The sequence below is a fragment of the Pseudomonas sp. GW823-FHT06B06 genome (assembly GCF_058795195.1).
Genome location: NZ_JBXAHO010000019.1, coordinates 63,293 through 80,036, shown reverse-complemented (window position 1 = coordinate 80,036; position 16,744 = coordinate 63,293). Strand labels below are relative to the sequence as shown.

Annotated in this window: 17 protein-coding genes; 10 read left to right on the top strand and 7 right to left on the bottom strand. The window is 61.1% G+C overall.

The window, feature by feature from the left end:
- The first annotated feature begins 53 nt into the window (after nucleotides 1-53).
- On the top strand, nucleotides 54-1,196 hold the full coding sequence (locus AC1Q8Q_RS18650) for a hypothetical protein (RefSeq protein ID WP_042955685.1): 1,143 nt from the start codon (nucleotides 54-56) through the stop codon (nucleotides 1,194-1,196).
- Between the two features lie 71 nt (nucleotides 1,197-1,267).
- Nucleotides 1,268-2,380, top strand: a complete 1,113-nt coding sequence (locus AC1Q8Q_RS18645) for a glycosyltransferase 61 family protein (RefSeq protein ID WP_033039812.1) — start codon at nucleotides 1,268-1,270, stop codon at nucleotides 2,378-2,380.
- Between the two features lie 77 nt (nucleotides 2,381-2,457).
- Here AC1Q8Q_RS18645 and AC1Q8Q_RS18640 read toward each other — a convergent pair whose 3' ends face one another.
- From AC1Q8Q_RS18640 to AC1Q8Q_RS18610, 7 genes are all read right to left on the bottom strand, one after another.
- Nucleotides 2,458-3,882, bottom strand: a complete 1,425-nt coding sequence (locus AC1Q8Q_RS18640) for an undecaprenyl-phosphate glucose phosphotransferase (RefSeq protein WP_492615341.1) — start codon at nucleotides 3,880-3,882, stop codon at nucleotides 2,458-2,460.
- Between the two features lie 342 nt (nucleotides 3,883-4,224).
- Nucleotides 4,225-4,746: a hypothetical protein gene (locus AC1Q8Q_RS18635; RefSeq protein ID WP_020799615.1), complete on the bottom strand. Its 522-nt coding sequence runs from the start codon at nucleotides 4,744-4,746 to the stop codon at nucleotides 4,225-4,227.
- 145 nt (nucleotides 4,747-4,891) lie between these two features.
- On the bottom strand, nucleotides 4,892-5,413 hold the full coding sequence (locus AC1Q8Q_RS18630) for a methylamine dehydrogenase light chain (protein ID WP_008062110.1): 522 nt from the start codon (nucleotides 5,411-5,413) through the stop codon (nucleotides 4,892-4,894).
- Nucleotides 5,414-5,431: 18 nt separating this feature from the next.
- Nucleotides 5,432-6,058, bottom strand: a complete 627-nt coding sequence (gene mauD, locus AC1Q8Q_RS18625; protein ID WP_020799614.1) for a methylamine dehydrogenase accessory protein MauD — start codon at nucleotides 6,056-6,058, stop codon at nucleotides 5,432-5,434.
- A 5-nt stretch (nucleotides 6,059-6,063) separates the two neighbouring features.
- The gene (locus AC1Q8Q_RS18620) at nucleotides 6,064-6,603 is read right to left on the bottom strand and encodes a MauE/DoxX family redox-associated membrane protein (protein ID WP_432668295.1); all 540 of its coding nucleotides are present in this window, start codon (nucleotides 6,601-6,603) and stop codon (nucleotides 6,064-6,066) included.
- Between the two features lie 13 nt (nucleotides 6,604-6,616).
- On the bottom strand, nucleotides 6,617-7,768 hold the full coding sequence (locus AC1Q8Q_RS18615; protein ID WP_168758352.1) for an amine dehydrogenase large subunit: 1,152 nt from the start codon (nucleotides 7,766-7,768) through the stop codon (nucleotides 6,617-6,619).
- Nucleotides 7,769-8,019: 251 nt separating this feature from the next.
- Nucleotides 8,020-9,504, bottom strand: a complete 1,485-nt coding sequence (locus AC1Q8Q_RS18610; protein WP_020799610.1) for a sensor histidine kinase — start codon at nucleotides 9,502-9,504, stop codon at nucleotides 8,020-8,022.
- Nucleotides 9,505-9,827: 323 nt separating this feature from the next.
- Here AC1Q8Q_RS18610 and AC1Q8Q_RS18605 point away from each other — a divergent pair, with 323 nt between their 5' ends.
- From AC1Q8Q_RS18605 to AC1Q8Q_RS18570, 8 genes are all read left to right on the top strand, one after another.
- A complete protein-coding gene (locus AC1Q8Q_RS18605; protein ID WP_020799609.1) occupies nucleotides 9,828-10,991 on the top strand; it encodes an acyl-CoA dehydrogenase family protein in 1,164 nt (387 codons plus the stop codon).
- Between the two features lie 40 nt (nucleotides 10,992-11,031).
- A complete protein-coding gene (locus AC1Q8Q_RS18600; RefSeq protein ID WP_020799608.1) occupies nucleotides 11,032-11,403 on the top strand; it encodes a hypothetical protein in 372 nt (123 codons plus the stop codon).
- A 3-nt stretch (nucleotides 11,404-11,406) separates the two neighbouring features.
- Nucleotides 11,407-11,877, top strand: coding sequence for a nuclear transport factor 2 family protein (locus tag AC1Q8Q_RS18595; protein ID WP_492615340.1), 471 nt, complete (start codon nucleotides 11,407-11,409; stop codon nucleotides 11,875-11,877).
- A complete protein-coding gene (locus AC1Q8Q_RS18590) occupies nucleotides 11,874-12,992 on the top strand; it encodes an amidase (protein ID WP_492615339.1) in 1,119 nt (372 codons plus the stop codon). Before AC1Q8Q_RS18595 ends, AC1Q8Q_RS18590 begins: the two co-directional genes overlap by 4 nt.
- Before the next feature lie 29 nt (nucleotides 12,993-13,021).
- Nucleotides 13,022-14,305, top strand: a complete 1,284-nt coding sequence (locus AC1Q8Q_RS18585) for an aromatic ring-hydroxylating oxygenase subunit alpha (RefSeq protein WP_020799605.1) — start codon at nucleotides 13,022-13,024, stop codon at nucleotides 14,303-14,305.
- Nucleotides 14,302-14,802: an aromatic-ring-hydroxylating dioxygenase subunit beta gene (locus AC1Q8Q_RS18580; protein WP_492615338.1), complete on the top strand. Its 501-nt coding sequence runs from the start codon at nucleotides 14,302-14,304 to the stop codon at nucleotides 14,800-14,802. Before AC1Q8Q_RS18585 ends, AC1Q8Q_RS18580 begins: the two co-directional genes overlap by 4 nt.
- A gap of 10 nt (nucleotides 14,803-14,812) precedes the next feature.
- The gene (locus AC1Q8Q_RS18575; RefSeq protein WP_492615337.1) at nucleotides 14,813-15,553 is read left to right on the top strand and encodes an SDR family NAD(P)-dependent oxidoreductase; all 741 of its coding nucleotides are present in this window, start codon (nucleotides 14,813-14,815) and stop codon (nucleotides 15,551-15,553) included.
- Between the two features lie 158 nt (nucleotides 15,554-15,711).
- The gene (locus tag AC1Q8Q_RS18570) at nucleotides 15,712-16,662 is read left to right on the top strand and encodes a PDR/VanB family oxidoreductase (protein ID WP_033044313.1); all 951 of its coding nucleotides are present in this window, start codon (nucleotides 15,712-15,714) and stop codon (nucleotides 16,660-16,662) included.
- Nucleotides 16,663-16,744 lie beyond the last annotated feature (82 nt).

Genomic DNA, 16,744 nt, shown 5'->3' with positions numbered 1-16,744 from the left:
CCTTGATTCGAACTTTCGAATAATCTTCCTTAATCATTTAGTGTTAATACCAAATGAAAGAATATGTAAAGGGACTGTTGCGTCAGTTGATTACGCCGTCGGTACGCTTTGAACTGCGGAAAGCCCATGCCTGGCTGCGCGATATTGCCGGCCGAGCCTGTTTTTGGCGCTGGGAATTTGTCAGGTTCAAGCTGCGCGAAGAGAGTCCTTACGACATTCTCTATATGGGGCGTAAGGCACAGCGTGAATTTGTGAAAGTTCTCATGGGTGCTGAACCTCAGGTTGCCAATCAGCAACTTAGGGCGAATAAACCAGGCATAACGGTGTTCGTCAGTGAAATACCGACGCCGGGCGCACTCTGTGTGCCCCAATATCTCAGCGCCGTAGTTCCTCTGGGCCGCTCGATCGAGGACATCACCGCAAGATATAACTCTGAGCTGCGGCGCAATCTTCGCAAGAACCGTTTGCGCTATCGCCTTAAACAGGCGTTGAACGACGATGAAATCGAAAGCGCCGACCAAGGCATGCTGCAACCCTATGCCAGCGCAAGGCATGGCACGTCTGCTTCGCAAATTGAGCAGCAGGAGGTGCGAAGGGTGGCCAAAACCGCCGGCCGCCTGGACCTGGTGCTGCTGGAAGACGAGGTGGTCGCCTGTCACCTTGGCTGCGTGATTACCCGCGCGGGCAAGCGCTACTGGAGCACGATCCGTTTCGGCTACCCCGAAACAGTCTATTCGAATGCGAAAAAGCTTAGGGAAATCAACTCGATCACCACCTTCATGGCGCTGGAATGGGCGCTGGAAAACGGCTTTGATTATTACGATATCGGCACTTGCCTGGCGCGCCCGGACGACGGCTTGCTGGAATGGAAAAGAAGGCGTGGCGGCGATGTCGATACCCTGAATAACCATGGCTATCTGTTTGTCCGGCTGCCCAAGGTGGGCGTTGCGCAATTTCTCTGGGAAACACCCTTGTTTGCCGTAGAGGGAAAAGAACTGACCCTGCATCTGGGTTTGCCGGACGGGCAAACTGATGAGGATATTGCCGAGCGCTATCGCGAAATGGGATTTGGCGGACTGAGCAAGGTCTATCTTCATTGCGCCAAGGCACCACCGGAACAACTGCTCGAGACTTTACGCGCTCGATACGGTCATCTGAAGGTACCACCTGTCATGGAAAGTATTATTTGCAATTGACTGGAGTTTGATAGTGCGCACAAGGACGACAAGCGCTAATTGTATTTAAACGCATTAGAGTGGTAATCCTTATGTCGCAATCGAATATGTTGGTGAGCGGCGCTGGGGCGAAATGGAGTTTTGCTGCGTATAAACACATGTTCAAGGAGAAAGTTGCCAGGAAAGCGCCGCTGGACCTGCAAAGTGTCGCGGTAAAAACCTGGGACGTGGCTCCCCCTGATGAATCGATTGCACCCCCTGCTTTTTACCTGCCCAACCAGCTTGAACGCGTGACGGGATGGCAGTTTTATCCCTTCGAGCATCCCCGTCGCACCATGGAGGGCAACGGGCTCGTGCAGCACGGCCCCACTCGCGCCTTTCTGCTCAAGGACGCCTGGCTGATCGACGGCGCGCTTTACAAAGGTGATGCCAAATCCTGGTTATCGCCCAGGGCCGGTTGGTTGCCGAAGATTCGCATAGAACACGAAATCGATCGCGCAGCGATGTATTGCACTGTGGGCGGCAATAAGTGGTTTGGATCGTGGATGGTGGATGATTGCATCACCTATCCCATGGCGAGCCAGCTCGGCGTTCCGGTGACCACGGAACTCGCTGAAACCGAAGTCAGCGTAACCCGGCACGGGATACTTCACGCCCCCGGTTATGAAAAGTGGCTGGGCATGAATCCGCTGCGTATGCGCAACGCATTTTTTCGTGAACTGGTGATTTTTGACGACATCAGCCAGAACCGCCACAAGCACATGCGCTTTCGCGCAATGACGGACAAGTTGTTGTCCCATGTCAACGTCAATTCGCACCCAGGGGTGTTCGTGCTGCGGGGCAACAAGGGTGAGTTGCGGTTGCTGCGCAATGAACTGGAATTGGCTGAACGCCTGCGCGAGCGCCGCGGTTTTCGCATCATCGACCCCTCGAAATCCGATGTGGCGACCATCGTCGCGGCTTGTGCCGGCGCCAGGACCGTGATCGGCATCGAAGGCAGTCAACTCATACACGGCGTCAATGTCCTTGCGCCCGGTGGTTCGCTGCTGGTCCTGCAACCCCCTGATCGTTTCGTCTGCTTCTTCAAGTACCTGACGGATCGTGATCAGCAAAACTTCGGTTTTGTGGTGGGCACCCCGGACGGCGAAGGTTTCCGGATCGATCCCGATGAGGTTGAGCGCACCCTCGACCTGTTCCCGGCCTGACGCTTTTGCGGCCTCGTGCTTAACCCGGTAACGCTGGTCGTCAGCGTTACCGGGCGGCTCATGCAATCAAGATACGACTAGTAGGCATGTTTGCCGGAGAAGGCTGTCACTGTCCGGGCAAGGATGACGAAGTCGAGCCACAGCGACCAGTTGTTGATGTATTCGATGTCCGAATCCACCCGGCGAATCATCTGTTCGATGTCTTTGGTTTCACCGCGATAGCCACGCACTTGAGCCAGGCCAGTAATGCCTGGCTTGATGTTGTGGCGGGCAAAGTAGTCGGCAATGTCGGGTGAATACTGCGCGTCGTGCTGGATGGCATGCGGACGCGGCCCGACCAGGGACATTTCACCCATCAGCACATTGAACAACTGCGGCAGCTCATCCAGGCTGGTGCGTCGAATGAAGGCGCCTACCCGGGTCATGCGCGGATCATTCTTTTGTGCTTGCTTGACTACACCGTCTTCAGGCTGATGAACCACCATGCTCCTGAACTTCCAGATGCGAAACGGTCCGCCACTCCAGCCCATCCGTTGCTGGCGAAAGAACACCGGCCCCGGGCTGTCGAGCTTGATGGCAATGGCCACAACGGCCAGCACTGGCGCCGCAATCAGCAAAAGCAGAAACGCCAGCACGCGGTCTTCAAGGTTCTTGAGCAGCAGGCGCATGCCCATCAGTGGCGTCTCGGACAAGGTCAGCACCGGAATGCCGGCGATTTCCCGAACGCTGTGGTTGATCAAGCGCAGGGAAAAGATGTCTGGCACCCAGTTGACCGAGATGTGCTTGTCGAACAGCTTCAGATACACATCCTTGATCACCTGGGAGCCGTCCAGTGGCGTGACGAAGTAAACGGTGCGGATCGAATGCTGGACGACCAGGTCGTCAAGATCGCAAATATGACCGAGTATCGCCAGGCGGTTGGGGTTTTCCGAACCATCCTTGCCCCGGTCATCGGCCGCCCCGATCAACACGGAGCCGACTACCCGTTCACCCAACCAGGGATTGTTGCTGATTTTCTGGTGCAGGAAGTCCGCCAGCTCTCCCGAGCCGATGATCAGTGCGTTGTCCCGTTGGGTGGGGTGCGCCAGGAACTTCTTTTGCAATTCACGGGTCGCGAGGTGCAAAAGCAGCTGGGCGAAATAACCGATGACGAACAACTCACCGACCAGCAAGCGTGAGTACTGTTCGCTTTGTTTCGTAAGAAAGGCCATGGCGACGAGAAAACAAAAAGCGGCGGTCCACGCCTTGAACAGTTTGAAGGCCTTGACGGCAAACACGACATTGCTTCGATAAATCGCGTAGTGGTCGTAGACGACGGCAAGCGCCCCCAGTAGCAACAGGACCATGATCACATAAGCCTGGGTGATGAAACCTATGTGATAAACAATCAGGTACCACGCGACACCGGTGACAGCGAGGCTATCGAGGCCTGCCTGGATAAAGATACTGGTACTGCTTCTTCGCTGGAGTACGGAACGGCTACTGCTCGGCTCAAAAATCATGATCAGATCCCATTTTTGCTGCCCCCTCGCGCCCAACCCGAACGCGATCCAGGTCAAAACCACCTTCGTTTCAGAGCTTTAGCCTCAACGGCAAGCTACTTATAGTCGAGAAATCCTCCTTCCACCGAAATTCGCAAAGCTGGGGAGAACGCGGCATCCCGTGCTATCACTTTAGCAGCAGTGTGGATTCATTCACGCAATGGACGAAGTTTAGTCTGCGGCATGCACGCAGGCACCGGGCGGCCTGCTTTTGGAGTGACTGGACGACCATCGGTAGAAACTGGATTGTCTGCCTGGATGGGCGGGAGGACCTGGGACGTCGGCTGCGAACAAGCAGCGTTATCAGTTGCTCATGCCGTCTTCGATGGCGATGCCTTGGGCGCGCATTTTGTCGATCAGTTCGGCGCGGGTGCCTGGCAGGTTGAGCATGGTTTTGGCGCGCAACGCCGCCACTTCGTCGGCACTGTAGGGCTGGTAATCGGCGGGTCGGCTTTTACCGGCCATGCCGTCCTCGCGCATCAGCCAGTTGAGCAGGTCGGCCAACTGCGCGTTGTTCAACGCCGATTGCGACATGCCTGGCACGCGCACCAGGAATTCACGGCCGCCCGGGACTTTCAGGAAGTTGCCGACAAATCCCGTCATTCTCGGGGTGTCATTGGCCGCCGAGCCCATGCCGTTGCCCAGATGGCAACCGGCACATTGCAACTGATAGTTAACGCCCACGCTGTAGCCGGCCTCGGCGATGGGCTTTTGCAGTTCCTCGTTGCCCGGCGCGTGGCGCTGCGTCGGGTCGGGGATGGCCCGGGCCTGGGCGAGCGGGGTGGTCAGGGCGCAGGCCAGGCCGAGGATTAGCAAACGACGCATTTCGAACCCCTTATTTGTTGTGCCTTGAAAAGATCGCAGCCTGCGGCAGCTCCTACAGGAGCACGCGGTCAATCCAGGAGCTGCCGCAGGCTGCGATCTTTTAAAAAAAAACGCCGATCGCGTGGGCAACCGGCGGTGGTGCGTGTCAGACCGCCACGCCACGGATGATCGAAACGGTGCAGTGATAGATGTGCGACTTGGCGGCCAGGCACCAGTTCACATCGTTGTTGTTGAACGGGCGGTAGGCCGGTTCTTCACTGTCGTTACGGGTGCAGGCGCACTGGGCGCAGCTTTGTTTACCGCAGCAGTCGTTGTACGAAATGATGTAGTCCTTGCCGTCGGCCGGGTTGCGGCAGGTGCCGATCCAGGTCACTTGCGAGGCCTCGGTGCCCGGTGGGCAGGAAGTCACCGAACCGCCGCAGCAACTGCACAGAAAACCGTCGATGGAGCAGTAGCGCCAGTAGTCGCAGCTGTTTGGATCACCGGGGTCACCGGCTTTCGGGTCAGTGGCGGCCAGCGCCTTGCTGGTGCGATCCAGCGGCAGCAGCACGGGAAGGGCGGCACCGGCGACGATCAGCGAGCCCATGCGAGCCAGCAGTTTGCGGCGCGAAGTCGTGTCGGCAACACGGCGCGAGGAGCGTTCGAATAACAGATCCAGCAGTTTCATGAAGGTCTCCCTGCCTTATCAGTGGCTATGGCCGTGGCTGTGGTCATGAGCGTGGTCGTGGGGTTGCGCATTGAGATATTGCTGCAGCGTCGCGTGCTTGAGGTGCTCGACTTCGAACAGGCTGTCCAGGTGCTCGCGGGAGTTGACCAGGCCTTTGGCGCGCAGGGTGCCGGACTTGTCGATCAGGGCTGCGTACGGCAGCTTGCCGATCTGGTAGGTCATGCCCACTTCCGGGCCGACTACATAAGTGGCGTCTTCGAGTTTGTGCTCGCGGATCAGCGCTTGCTGGGCGTCCATGTCGCCATCGCTGACGAACACCACGTCCAGCGTGCTGGCTTGTTCCCTGGCGATGGATTTGATCGCCGGCAGCAGGGATTTGCAGATCGGGCAAGTCGGCGAGAGGAAGAACAGCAGTTGCGATTTCTCGCCGGCATAACCGAAGTTCACCGGGCGGCCATTACGGTCAGCAGCGGTCACTTGCGGTGCGGCTTCGTTGACGGCCACGCCTTTGTCCATCATCAGCGCGCCGGCCGGGGCCAGACGGCCGTGCAACACGCCAATCTGACGGACCAGGCCCATGACGACGAACGCCACGGCCACCAGCAATACCCAGAGCAGAACGTTGGAAACTATCAAGCCTTCCATTGTGATTACCTACCAATCAATTTGAGCAGAAGAGGGGAGTTCGCCGCCAGGCCATCGGCCGCGGCGTAGATGAGCAGCGCGACGGCGGCCGAAGCCAGGGTCACGAAGCCATCGAACACAGTCATGTCGCGCACTACCGGCGCTACGCTTGCCAGCAATGCCAGCGCCACCAGCACGCTGTTGCGCAGCAGCAGGACCGGGCGCAGCGGTTGCGCCTGGTCGGGACCTGCACAGCCGCAGTCGATGTCGCGACGCCCACGCCACAGGTTGATGCCGATGGCGGCGGCGTACAGCGCCAGCAGGCTGGCCGCGCTCAACGCTGCCCAGGGGCGGCTGACCGGCACCAGCAACGCGAACGCAATGGCCAGTTCCAGCAGCGGGATCAACCGCGCGATCGGGCGCACCAGCGCGTCGGGCAGCAGTTGATAATCGGCAAGTTGTTTGCGAAAGCGCGCTGGCGCTCGCACCTTGTGGGTCGCGGCACTGGCCAGCAGCACCGCAATGGCGATGGCGCTGGCAATGATGAAGATCGGATCTGATTGCATGGCCTGATCCCTGTTAGTAGCTCATGACCTGGGTCGCGGTTTTTGCGACCTTGGCCATGCTGCCGGTGTGCTGGTTGGTCTTGAGGTCGAAGATCTGCAAGCCACCTTCAACGTCGGTGCCCAGCAGCAGTGGCTTGTCGTCGCCGGTGGCCTGCATGCTCCACACCGGTACCGGTGCTTCCAGGGTGGCGATTTTCTTGCCAGTCTTCAGATCGAAGGCCCAGATCAGGGGACTCGGGTCTTCCCACTTCATCGGTTCGTGGGCGTCGTGCATCAGCACGTACAAGCGGTTCAGCTTCGGCGCGACCGCCATCAGCTGCCAGCCGCCCGGGGCCCAACCGGCTTTCTTCTCTTCGTCGGTGACCAGCGACCAGCTCGGCAGGATTTTCGGCGCGTCAGCGGAGAAATCCACGGCGCGCACGGTGCCGGTAGTGGTGGTGAAGTAGTAGGTGTCGCCGACGTTGACCGCGCGCTCCACCAGTTTTTCCGCGTTCGGGTCAAAGAACGGCGTGCGGTTGCGCGCGTTTTCCTGGCCTTGATCGTTGAGGGTCACCACCTGCAGGCTGCCGTCGCCGCACAGCGAGGCGAAGCGACGCTTGCCCACCGGGTAGTTGAGCACGCAACCGGGAATCGCGATTTCCGAGGCAACCGCTTTGGTCTGGGTATCGACCACAGTGACCGAGGTCGATGGGGTGAAGTTGTAGACGTAGACGAAACGGTCATCGCCGCTGGTCTTCAGGCCGTAGCGCTGGGTCAGCGATTCGGCGCGCTTGTTCGGGATCAGTACTTCCCAGGCCGGCGACAGGGTCGAGCTGTCCCACGCGGTCAGCACGTCGGTACGGGTGCCGCGGGTGCCGCGCGAATACCAGATGTCGGCGCTGTAGATCAGCTTGCCGTCATGGCTCAGGGCCGAAGGCGCGGCAAAGCCGGTCGGGACCATGCCGAGCACGCGTTTCTGGTCGGGGTCGACCACGGTGACACGGCCGGCGACGAAGCTTTCGAACTCGACATCGACGACGAATGCCCGGTGCGGTTCAGCGGGGAAGGCCAGGGTGGTCTGGCCGATGCCGGTGTCGGCGGGCAAATCCGCGCGGGCACTGTTCAAGCCGAGTACAAGCAGGCTCAGGCCTAGCGCTGACTGTACGGAGATCCTGTTTGTTCGCATAAGGGGAACTTCCTGAATTGTTGGTAACGCGGATCGCGGGTGAGTGGGCAGATTCTGACCATCGAATAGTGCCTCTCCCGGCAATCGCGGGAATTGCCCTGCCTGCCAAGTGTTTGTGTATCTGTGCCAGTGTCGGGGGGGATCGTTCCCACGCTCTGCGTGGGAATGCAGCCCGGGACGCTCCGCGTCCCAAATCAAAAGCCGAACGCGGAGCGTCCGTTGAGGCATTCCCACGCAGAGCGTGGGAACGATCAGATCGCGGGGGGGATCAGGGGGAGGGAAAAGCTGAATACCGCACCACAAGGCTCCAGGTTTTGCGCCCAGATATCGCCCCGGTGACGGCCGATGATGTTCTTGCACAGCGCCAGGCCAATGCCGTTGCCGCTGACCTTGGACGAGAAGAAGCCGTCGAACAGCTTCTCTTGCGCCTGGGCCTGGATGCCGCGGCCGTTGTCCTCGATGCGCACCAGCGCCACGCCGTCGGCGGCGCTGGCATGAATGCGCAAAATCCGACGTTCGAGCGGCAGGTCGGCCATTTCTTCGATCGCGTTGAACGCCAGGTTGAGGATCACCTGGCCGATCAACACCTTCTCGCAACTCACCCTTAGCGGCTCGGGTGAGGTCACGACTTCCACGCGCACCAGGCTCGGGTCGGCTCGCAGGCTGATGAAGTAGCGGGTTTCGCGCAGCAGTTCGTTGAGGTCGATCAGCTCTTCGCTTTGCTCCAGTTTAACGACGTAGTCGCGCACGCTCTTGATGATCACCGAGGCGTGCTCGATCTGCCGCACGGCGCTCTGCAAACCCCAGGTGACGCCTTGATCGGCGTCGGCTGCGGTGCCCAGGCGAATCACCGCGCCCTCGATGAAGTTGCGCGTGGCGGCCAGCGGTTGGCTCAGTTCATGGGCGATGGCCACGGCCATTTCACCCATGGCGTTGTAGCGCGCCAGGTATTCGAGTTTCTGCTCGCTGACCCGCCGCGCGTCTTCGGCCTGCACCTGCTCGGTGACGTCGCGGAACAGCAGCAGATGGCCGACCAGGTCGTCTTCAATCTCTATATAACGGCACGTTGCGTCATGCCAGCGCCATTCGCCGTCCTGGCGCTGCACTTGGTAATGCACGTTGAAGGGCGTGTGTTCCGGCGTCTCATGGGCGAATTTTTGCAGCAGGCGCTGGCGCGAAGCCTCGTCGCACCAGGCCAGGAAGTTCTGGCCCATCAACGGATGGACTTCACTGCCGAGCAAGTGCGCGCCGGAGTCGCTGATAAAACCGATATCGCCCTCGGGACCGAGCACCGCCACACCCTCGGCCAGATCCTGCATGAAGGCCTTGAGCCGGCTTTCGAAACGCTTGAGGTCGCGCTTGACCTTGTCCTCCTTGGAGATGTCGCGGAACTGCACCATCAACACATCCCGACCGTCCAGATGCACCAGGGTCGCCACGGCCTCGGAAAGAATCTCCACCCCTTGCTTGGAGCGATAGCACCACTCGATGGCGCGCTGGCCGGTGCGCGCAGCACCTTCCAGCCAGCGCAGGCCCACCGAGCGCCGGTACTTGGGTGCGTCGCGGGTCATGTCCGGGGCCTTGAGCGGCGTCAATTCCTCCAGGGTAAAACCCAGCGCCGCCAGGGCGGCGGCGTTGGCCCAGAGAATTTCCTTGGTCTGCGCATCGTGAAGAATGATGCACAGCGGCATGGCTTCGATCAGCGCATGGAAGTCGTTCGGTTTTGGCTGGTACATCACACGGCCCCTGGCGGCAGAGATTTGCAGTATGGCGTTTTATACCTGCTCGCACAGCGGCATGCGCTCAGAGGTAACCGGTGTGGATCTAGGGGATTTCTTTAGGCGGGGGGCTGCACGCACCAATAGTTGCGCCGGCATCCGGTTTTTACACTGGACCGCAATGCAAGGGTGACCACGCCTTTATCTGTAGGAGCTGCCGAAGGCTGCGATCTTTTGATCTTGATCCAAAAACAAAATCAAAAGATCGCAGCCTTCGGCAGCTCCTACAGACAGCGGTGCGGTGTGGCCCCCACTAACAATAAGCAAAACGGAGAAAGCCCATGCTGCGTTCAGCGGTCGTGCAACAAGACGCACCGATCGGTGTTGACGAGAATGTCGTCGACAGCCCGGCCTTTGCGCAGGTGCTGGAAGAAGTGCGCCAACGTCGCAACGAATTCGACAGCGTTTCCCATGTGCCACGGGACATGATCGAACGCTTCAAGCAGGTGGGCATCTACCGCGCCGCCACGCCGAAATGCTACGGCGGCGACGCCCTGGCGCCGGCGAAGTTTCTGCAAATGATCGAACGCATCTCCGAGGCCGACGGCTCCGCTGGCTGGGTGGCCAGTTTCGGCAGTGCCGGCGTCTACCTCGCGGCGTTGCCACGCGAAACCCTGGCTGAACTCTACGCCGATAGCCCGGACCTGGTGTTCGCTGGCGGCCTGTTTCCCTTGCAACCGGCCGAGGCGGTAGAGGGCGGCTATCAGGTCAACGGCACCTGGAAATTCGCCAGCGGCTGCATGGGCGCGGACTTGTTGGGCGTGGGCATCGGTGCTGCGGGCGGCAAGCCGCGCACCGCGGTGTTCCGTCCGCAGCAGGTAGAGATCATCGAGAACTGGGACGTGGTCGGCCTCAAGGGCACCGGCAGCCACGACTTGCGCGTGTCCGACAAGCGCGTCGACGAACGCTGGACGTTCATTCGCGGTGGCGCCTCGACCATCGACGAACCGCTGTTCCGCTATCCCTCGATTGCCTACGCCGCGCAAGTGCTGGCGGTGGTCAACCTGGGCCTTGCCCGCGCTGCCCTCGATGAAATCAGCCGCATGGCTGGCGGCAGCGGTATCACCGGTGCGCCGAAACTGTCCGACCGCGCCTACGTGCGCATCGAAATCGCCAAGGCCGAAGCCAAGCTCAACGCCGCACGCGGCTTCTTCTACAGCGCCACCGAACAGGTATGGAACTCGATCCTCGCCGGCAATCCGGTCACCCCGGAGCAGACCAGCTTGTTGCGCTTGTCCGCCATTCACGTGTCCCAGGCCGGCGCCGAGGTGGTGCAAAGCGCCTACAGCCTGGCCGGTACCACCGCCATTTACCTGCGCCATCCACTGCAGCGTTACCTGCGCGACTCGATGGTGGTGACCCAGCACGCCTTCCTCAGCGAAGGGCTGTATGACGGCGCCGGCTCGGTGTTCCTCGGCGTGCAGCCGTTCCCGGGCTACATCTGAACACTTTATTCCAGAGCTTCATTTTCAAGGATCAATACACATGACTCAAACCACTCAAGAACCGTTGCGCGTCGTCTTCTGCATCGGCATCACCCAGAACTTTTTTGACCTGCCTACCGGCGAAGGCCTCAGCGTATGGAAGGGCTTCAGCCGGATGATGGCGGATCTCGGCGCGATGCCCGGCATCAACGTGCTCGGCGCCATGGATGACGACCGCCTGATGGTCGGCCCTTCGACCACCTCGCCCTGGACCGTGTACATCATGGCCGACGTCGACTGCCACCAGTCGGTCATCGACGCCTGCAACCTGTTCCGCACCACGCCGGTGAACGAATACAGCCTGTGGCGCTACGCCAAGGTCGAAGCGCGCATCGGTCGCCCGCTGACCATCCCTGACGCGGCCAAGGTGTAAGCCATGGACGAGGCCTTGCTGCAGCGTCTGGCGACGCTCGAAGGGGAAAGCGCAGTGCGTCGCTTGATGGCGCGCTACATGGACCTCTGCGACGTGCCGCGGGTGCCGACCCAGGTCAGCGAACTGGCCGAGCTGTTCTGCGTCGATGCGATCTGGGAAGGCGTGGGGCGCGAGACCGCGCAGACCTTCGGCCAGCATCGTGGACGCGAGGCCGTGGCGGCGTTTGTCGGTGGTTACCTGCCGCCGTCGGATCACTTCCAGTTGAACCTGCATTACCTCACCAGCGAGTCGATCGTGGTCGACGGCAGCACGGCGCAGGGGCAGTGGATCATGCAGCAGATTTCCACCTACGCCGATCAGCGCAGCGAACTGTTCGGCACTCGCCTGAACATCGATTTCCGCTGTGTCGACGGCGTCTGGCGGATCGCGCATTTTCGCACGCAACGGCTGTTTAATACGGAGCTGAATGCATGAGTACCTTCATCAGCGAATTCCTCCTCGGCGGCAGCGGAAAACGCGTGGCCATCAAGGACTCCATCGACATTGCCGGCCATCCGACCCGCTCGGGCAGCCGTGCGTTTGCCGACGCACCAGCGGCGACGAAAAACGCCGAAGTGGTGGACGCGATTCTCAACGCCAATTGGCAGATCGTCGGCAAGACCAACCTGCACGAACTGGCGTTTGGCGTCACCGGCATCAACGACTGGACCGGCACGCCGATCAACCCGCAAGCCCCTGACCGCGTGCCGGGCGGCTCCTCCAGCGGTTCGGCCTCGGCGGTCGCGGCGGGCCTGGCGGACATCGCTATCGGCACCGACACCGGGGGTTCGGTGCGGGTGCCGGCGGCCTGCTGCGGTATCACCGGACTAAAACCGACTTTTGGCCGTGTCAGCCGCGTTGGCGCGCATCCGCTGGCCTCCAGCCTCGATTGCGTGGGGCCGTTCGCCAGGACCATGGACGACCTGATCGCCGCCATGCAGGTGATCTGCCCGGGCTTCAATGTGCAAGGTTTGCCAGGTGACGGCGCCAAGGTCGGCTTCCTCGAAGTGGCCTGCGACGCGCACCTGCAAGCCAGCCTCGGTGCTGCCGCCGACCGCGCGGGCTGGCGCCGCAGCCACCTGCAATTGAGCGAGTTCGAAGCGGCGTTCGCCGCCGGCCTGACCGTGATCAATTTCGAAAACTGGGCAGCGTTCGGCCACCTGACCGGCAAGGGCCTGATCGGCGCCGATGTGGAAACCCGTCTGCTCGCAGCCAGCCGCACTACTCGTGAAGAGCTCGCAAAGGCAGAAATCGTGCGTACTCGCTTTACCCAACAGGTGGATGCCGCGCTGGAAGACTTCGCGGTGCTGCTGTTGCCGACGCTGCCGAGCCTTCCACCCACGCTGAGCGAAGCGCGTAGCGGCAGCAAGGCCGTGGCCGGCATGACCCCGCTGGCGCGTCCTTTCAACCTCAGTGGCCATCCGGCGCTGACGGTGCCGGTGGAACTCGATTGCGGCGGGCTGAAAGTCGGCCTGCAGATTGTCGGTCGCAAAGGTCAGGACGAACTGGTCTGCGCCTTCGGTGCGCAGCTGCAAGCCTCAATCCTTTAAATCTAACAAGAAGCCATGAGGAGAACCGCATGAGCACTCATGAATACCGGCTGATCGCAACGTCGAAAAGCCCCGAAGAGCTGGTCCAGCACGACCGCGTCGATGTCTCGCTGTACAACGACCCGGCGCTGTTCGAAGCCGAGCTGGAAAAGATTTTCTACCGCACCTGGGTGTGGGTCGCCCACGAAAGCGAAGTGCGCAACAGCGGCGACTTCAAGACCGCCACCATTGGCCGTCGCCCGGTGATCGTCGTTCGCGACAAGAAGAACAACATCAACGTGCTGGAAAACCGTTGCCGCCACCGCGGTGCCACCGTGTGCGAGAAGCACAAGGGCAACGCCACCGGTTTCACTTGCCCGTACCACAGCTGGTCCTATGGCCTGGACGGCAAGCTGCGTGCGCTGCCGTATCCGGATGGCTACGAAGGCATCCTGGAAAAGTCCGAATTGCCGCTGACCAGCCTGCGCGTCGAGAGTTACGCCGGCATGGTGTTCGCCAGCTACAACGATGAGATCGAACCGCTGGAAGACTTCCTCGGCGGCGCCAAACACTGGATGGACCTGTTCATGAAGCAGGGCGCCGGTTACCCGATCAAGACCCAGGGCGAACACAAGTTCAGCTTCAAGGGCAACTGGAAGATCCAGCTGGAAAACACCACCGACGGTTACCACTTCCCGATCGTGCACAAGTCGTTCATGTCCTCGGTGGATGAAGAAACCTCGGAAATGCTTTCGTTCATGACCGACGAGCAAGCGGTCACTCACTCCCTGGGCAACGGCCACAGTGTGATGGTAATGGTGCCGGAGCACGTTGATCTTGATCACGACGACGGCACTGAACAATTGCAAGAGCGCTTCGCCCACGTCACTGAAGAACTGTCGAAGACCCTGCCGGCCGATCAGGTGCGTCGCATCGTGCGCTCGCTGCACGGCGCCGGTTTCAACCTGAACCTGTTCCCCAACGTGGCCATGTCGATGTCGTTCTTCCGCGTGCTGCGTCCGGTGTCGGTCACTGAAACCGAGATCCGTCACGTTGCCCTGGGCATGGACGGCGGCCCGGAAATCGCCAACCGCGAACGCATGCGCATTCACGAACACTTCCAGGGCCCGTTCGGTTTCGGCAGCCCTGACGATGCCGAAGCCTGGGACCGCGTGCAGCGTGGCTCGTACGCCGGCGTCGATGCGCCAATCCTGGTCAACCGCGGCCTGAACCGCGAAATCACCGCTGAAAACGGCGACAAGGTCAGCCACGCCACCGACGAGGGCGGCATGCGCGGAGCCTACGACATGTGGAAAAGGATGATGAGCCAATGAGCAATCACGACACCCTGAACGGTTTTTCCGGCCCGCTGGCCCAGGCCATCGAATTCATCTGGCGCGAAGCCGAGCTGCTCGACCACAAGCACTACGCCGAGTGGGCGGCCTTGTGGAGCGAAAGCGGCAAGTACATCGTGCCGATCGACCCGGACACCGAAGACTTCGAGGCGACGCTGAACTACGCCTACGACGACGCACGCATGCGTGACCTGCGCATCGAACGCCTGACCGCCGGCTATTCGCCGTCGGCGGTGGATGCGGCGAAAACCATTCGCACGATCTCGCGTTTCCGCCTGGTCGAAGCCGCCGGTGACATCGTCGAAGTCAACTCGGCGCAGCTGCTGTACGCCTACAAACGCGGCGTGCACACACCGTTCGTGGCCGACCTGAACCACCGCATCCGTTTCACCGATGGCGTGCCGACCCTGGAGCGCAAAGTGGTACGGCTGATCAACTCCACCGACAGCCTGAGCGCGCTCGGCTTCCTCCTGTGAGGGCAACATCATGAGTCGAGTAGCCCTTGTAACAGGTGCCTCGCGCGGACTCGGCGAGTGCATCGCCCGCCGTCTGCACGGGGCGGGTTATCGCGTCGCCCTGGCCGATGTGCGCCTCGATGGCGTGCGGCGACTGGCTGCCGAGCTGGATGCCAGCGGTGCCAGTGCTATCGCCATTGAGCTGGACGTGCGCAGCAAGTCCGACTTCCAGCATGCCCGCGACGTGCTGGTCGAGCACTGGGGTGGTTGCGACATCCTGGTGAACAATGCCGGTGTATCGAAAGTCGCGGCGCTGATGGACATCACGCCGGAAGAGTTCGACGAGTCGATGGCGATCAACCTGCGCGGCACCTTCGTCGCCTGCCAGGTGTTCGGCGCACACTTCGCCGAGCGTGGCTTTGGCCGCATCGTCAACATCGCTTCCCTGGCCGGGCAAAACGGCGGCACCGCCACCGGCGCGCATTACGCGGCGGCCAAGGGCGGCGTGGCGACGCTGACCAAAGTCTTTGCCCGTGAACTGGCGCCGCAAGGGGTGACGGTCAACAGCATCTCGCCAGGTCCGCTGGACTTGCCGGTCGTGCGTGAAACCGTGGCCCCGGAGCGTCTGGAACAGATCCTGAAAATGATCCCGGCCGGCACCCTCGGTGATCCGGCGTTCATCGCCGACAGCGTGCTGTTGTTGATCGCCGACAACGCCACGTCCGTCACCGGCGCGTGCCTGGACGTCAACGGCGGCCTGTTCATGCGCTAAGCCACAGAAAAATGCCCCCCTGTAGGAGCGAGCGCGCTCGCGATGGTCGTCAACGATGACACGGGAAACCTGACACCCCGTGGCGACCTCAGGTTCATCGCGAGCATGCTCGCTCCTACAGGATGCAGTACCCAAGACAACAGTATTCAGGTGATGCCATGATGAAGGTGAAAATCGAAAGGATCGTCGAAGAAGCGCAGGATATCCGTTCCTTTCGCCTCGTGCGCAGTGACGGCCAGCCGCTCGACACCTATGAACCGGGTGCCCACGTCGACCTGACCGGGCCGACCGGCGTGACCCGCCAGTATTCCCTGTGCAGTCCGCCACAGGATCGCCGCGCCTATCTGGTGGCGGTGAAAAAAGAGGCAAATTCACGCGGGGGCTCGCAGGCCCTGCATGAGCAAGTGGAAGAGGGGATGGAGCTGGAAATGGGCGCGCCGCGCAACCTGTTCCGCCTCGATCCCGATGCCCGCGAACATGTGCTGTTCGCCGCTGGCATTGGCGTGACGCCCCTGTTGAGCATGGCCTATCGACTGGCGGAAAGCGGCCAGCCGTATCGCCTGCATTACTTCGCCCGCTCAGCGCAGTACGCCGCGTTTACCGAACTGCTGGCAACGAATTTCGCCGATCACGTAGAGTTCCACTACGGCGTCGAACCGGGCGATCTGGACGCTGCATTGAGCGCATGCCTGGATCGCGCCAACCCGGCGGCCCACGTCTACACCTGCGGCCCGGCACCGTTCATGAAAAAAGTGGTGGAAGTGGCTGCGCGCAGTCGCGCCGATGAGGCCATTCACCTTGAACACTTCGCTGCGGATCCGGCGGCCAACAGCGCTCCGGCCGGCAGTTTCGAAGTGCAGCTGGCCAGTTCCGGTGTAGTGCTGCAAGTGCCGGCCAACACCAGCCTGGTGGACGTATTACAGGCCCACGGTTGCGACATCGACACCGAGTGCCGCGAAGGCATCTGCGGCACCTGCATCGTCGAAGTGCTGGAAGGCGTGCCGGAGCACCGCGACAACTGCCTTTCCAACAAGGAAAAGGCCTCCAACCAGCAGATTTGCGCCTGCGTTTCACGGGCACTTTCCGCTCGTCTGGTATTGGACATTTAATCGCTTTGCGCGCTGGAAAGCCGACGCCGGAGTCTGTTGAATGAGGCCCGGCGGCCGCCAAGGGAGGGGTTGGCTGGAGTAC

Excerpts from the sequence above, each read along its gene's own strand:
- AC1Q8Q_RS18640 (WP_492615341.1), bottom strand. The coding sequence starts at position 3,882 with ATGATTTTTGAGCCGAGCAGTAGCCGTTCCGTACTCCAGCGAAGAAGC.
- AC1Q8Q_RS18630 (WP_008062110.1), bottom strand. The coding sequence starts at position 5,413 with ATGAAACTGCTGGATCTGTTATTCGAACGCTCCTCGCGCCGTGTTGCC.
- AC1Q8Q_RS18580 (WP_492615338.1), top strand. The coding sequence starts at position 14,302 with ATGAGCAATCACGACACCCTGAACGGTTTTTCCGGCCCGCTGGCCCAG.
- AC1Q8Q_RS18575 (WP_492615337.1), top strand. The coding sequence starts at position 14,813 with ATGAGTCGAGTAGCCCTTGTAACAGGTGCCTCGCGCGGACTCGGCGAG.
- AC1Q8Q_RS18585 (WP_020799605.1), top strand. The coding sequence starts at position 13,022 with ATGAGCACTCATGAATACCGGCTGATCGCAACGTCGAAAAGCCCCGAA.
- AC1Q8Q_RS18595 (WP_492615340.1), top strand. The coding sequence starts at position 11,407 with ATGGACGAGGCCTTGCTGCAGCGTCTGGCGACGCTCGAAGGGGAAAGC.
- AC1Q8Q_RS18620 (WP_432668295.1), bottom strand. The coding sequence starts at position 6,603 with ATGCAATCAGATCCGATCTTCATCATTGCCAGCGCCATCGCCATTGCG.
- AC1Q8Q_RS18645 (WP_033039812.1), top strand. The coding sequence starts at position 1,268 with ATGTCGCAATCGAATATGTTGGTGAGCGGCGCTGGGGCGAAATGGAGT.
- AC1Q8Q_RS18615 (WP_168758352.1), bottom strand. The coding sequence starts at position 7,768 with ATGCGAACAAACAGGATCTCCGTACAGTCAGCGCTAGGCCTGAGCCTG.
- AC1Q8Q_RS18590 (WP_492615339.1), top strand. The coding sequence starts at position 11,874 with ATGAGTACCTTCATCAGCGAATTCCTCCTCGGCGGCAGCGGAAAACGC.
- AC1Q8Q_RS18635 (WP_020799615.1), bottom strand. The coding sequence starts at position 4,746 with ATGCGTCGTTTGCTAATCCTCGGCCTGGCCTGCGCCCTGACCACCCCG.
- AC1Q8Q_RS18650 (WP_042955685.1), top strand. The coding sequence starts at position 54 with ATGAAAGAATATGTAAAGGGACTGTTGCGTCAGTTGATTACGCCGTCG.
- AC1Q8Q_RS18605 (WP_020799609.1), top strand. The coding sequence starts at position 9,828 with ATGCTGCGTTCAGCGGTCGTGCAACAAGACGCACCGATCGGTGTTGAC.
- AC1Q8Q_RS18610 (WP_020799610.1), bottom strand. The coding sequence starts at position 9,504 with ATGTACCAGCCAAAACCGAACGACTTCCATGCGCTGATCGAAGCCATG.
- mauD (WP_020799614.1), bottom strand. The coding sequence starts at position 6,058 with ATGGAAGGCTTGATAGTTTCCAACGTTCTGCTCTGGGTATTGCTGGTG.
- AC1Q8Q_RS18600 (WP_020799608.1), top strand. The coding sequence starts at position 11,032 with ATGACTCAAACCACTCAAGAACCGTTGCGCGTCGTCTTCTGCATCGGC.
- AC1Q8Q_RS18570 (WP_033044313.1), top strand. The coding sequence starts at position 15,712 with ATGATGAAGGTGAAAATCGAAAGGATCGTCGAAGAAGCGCAGGATATC.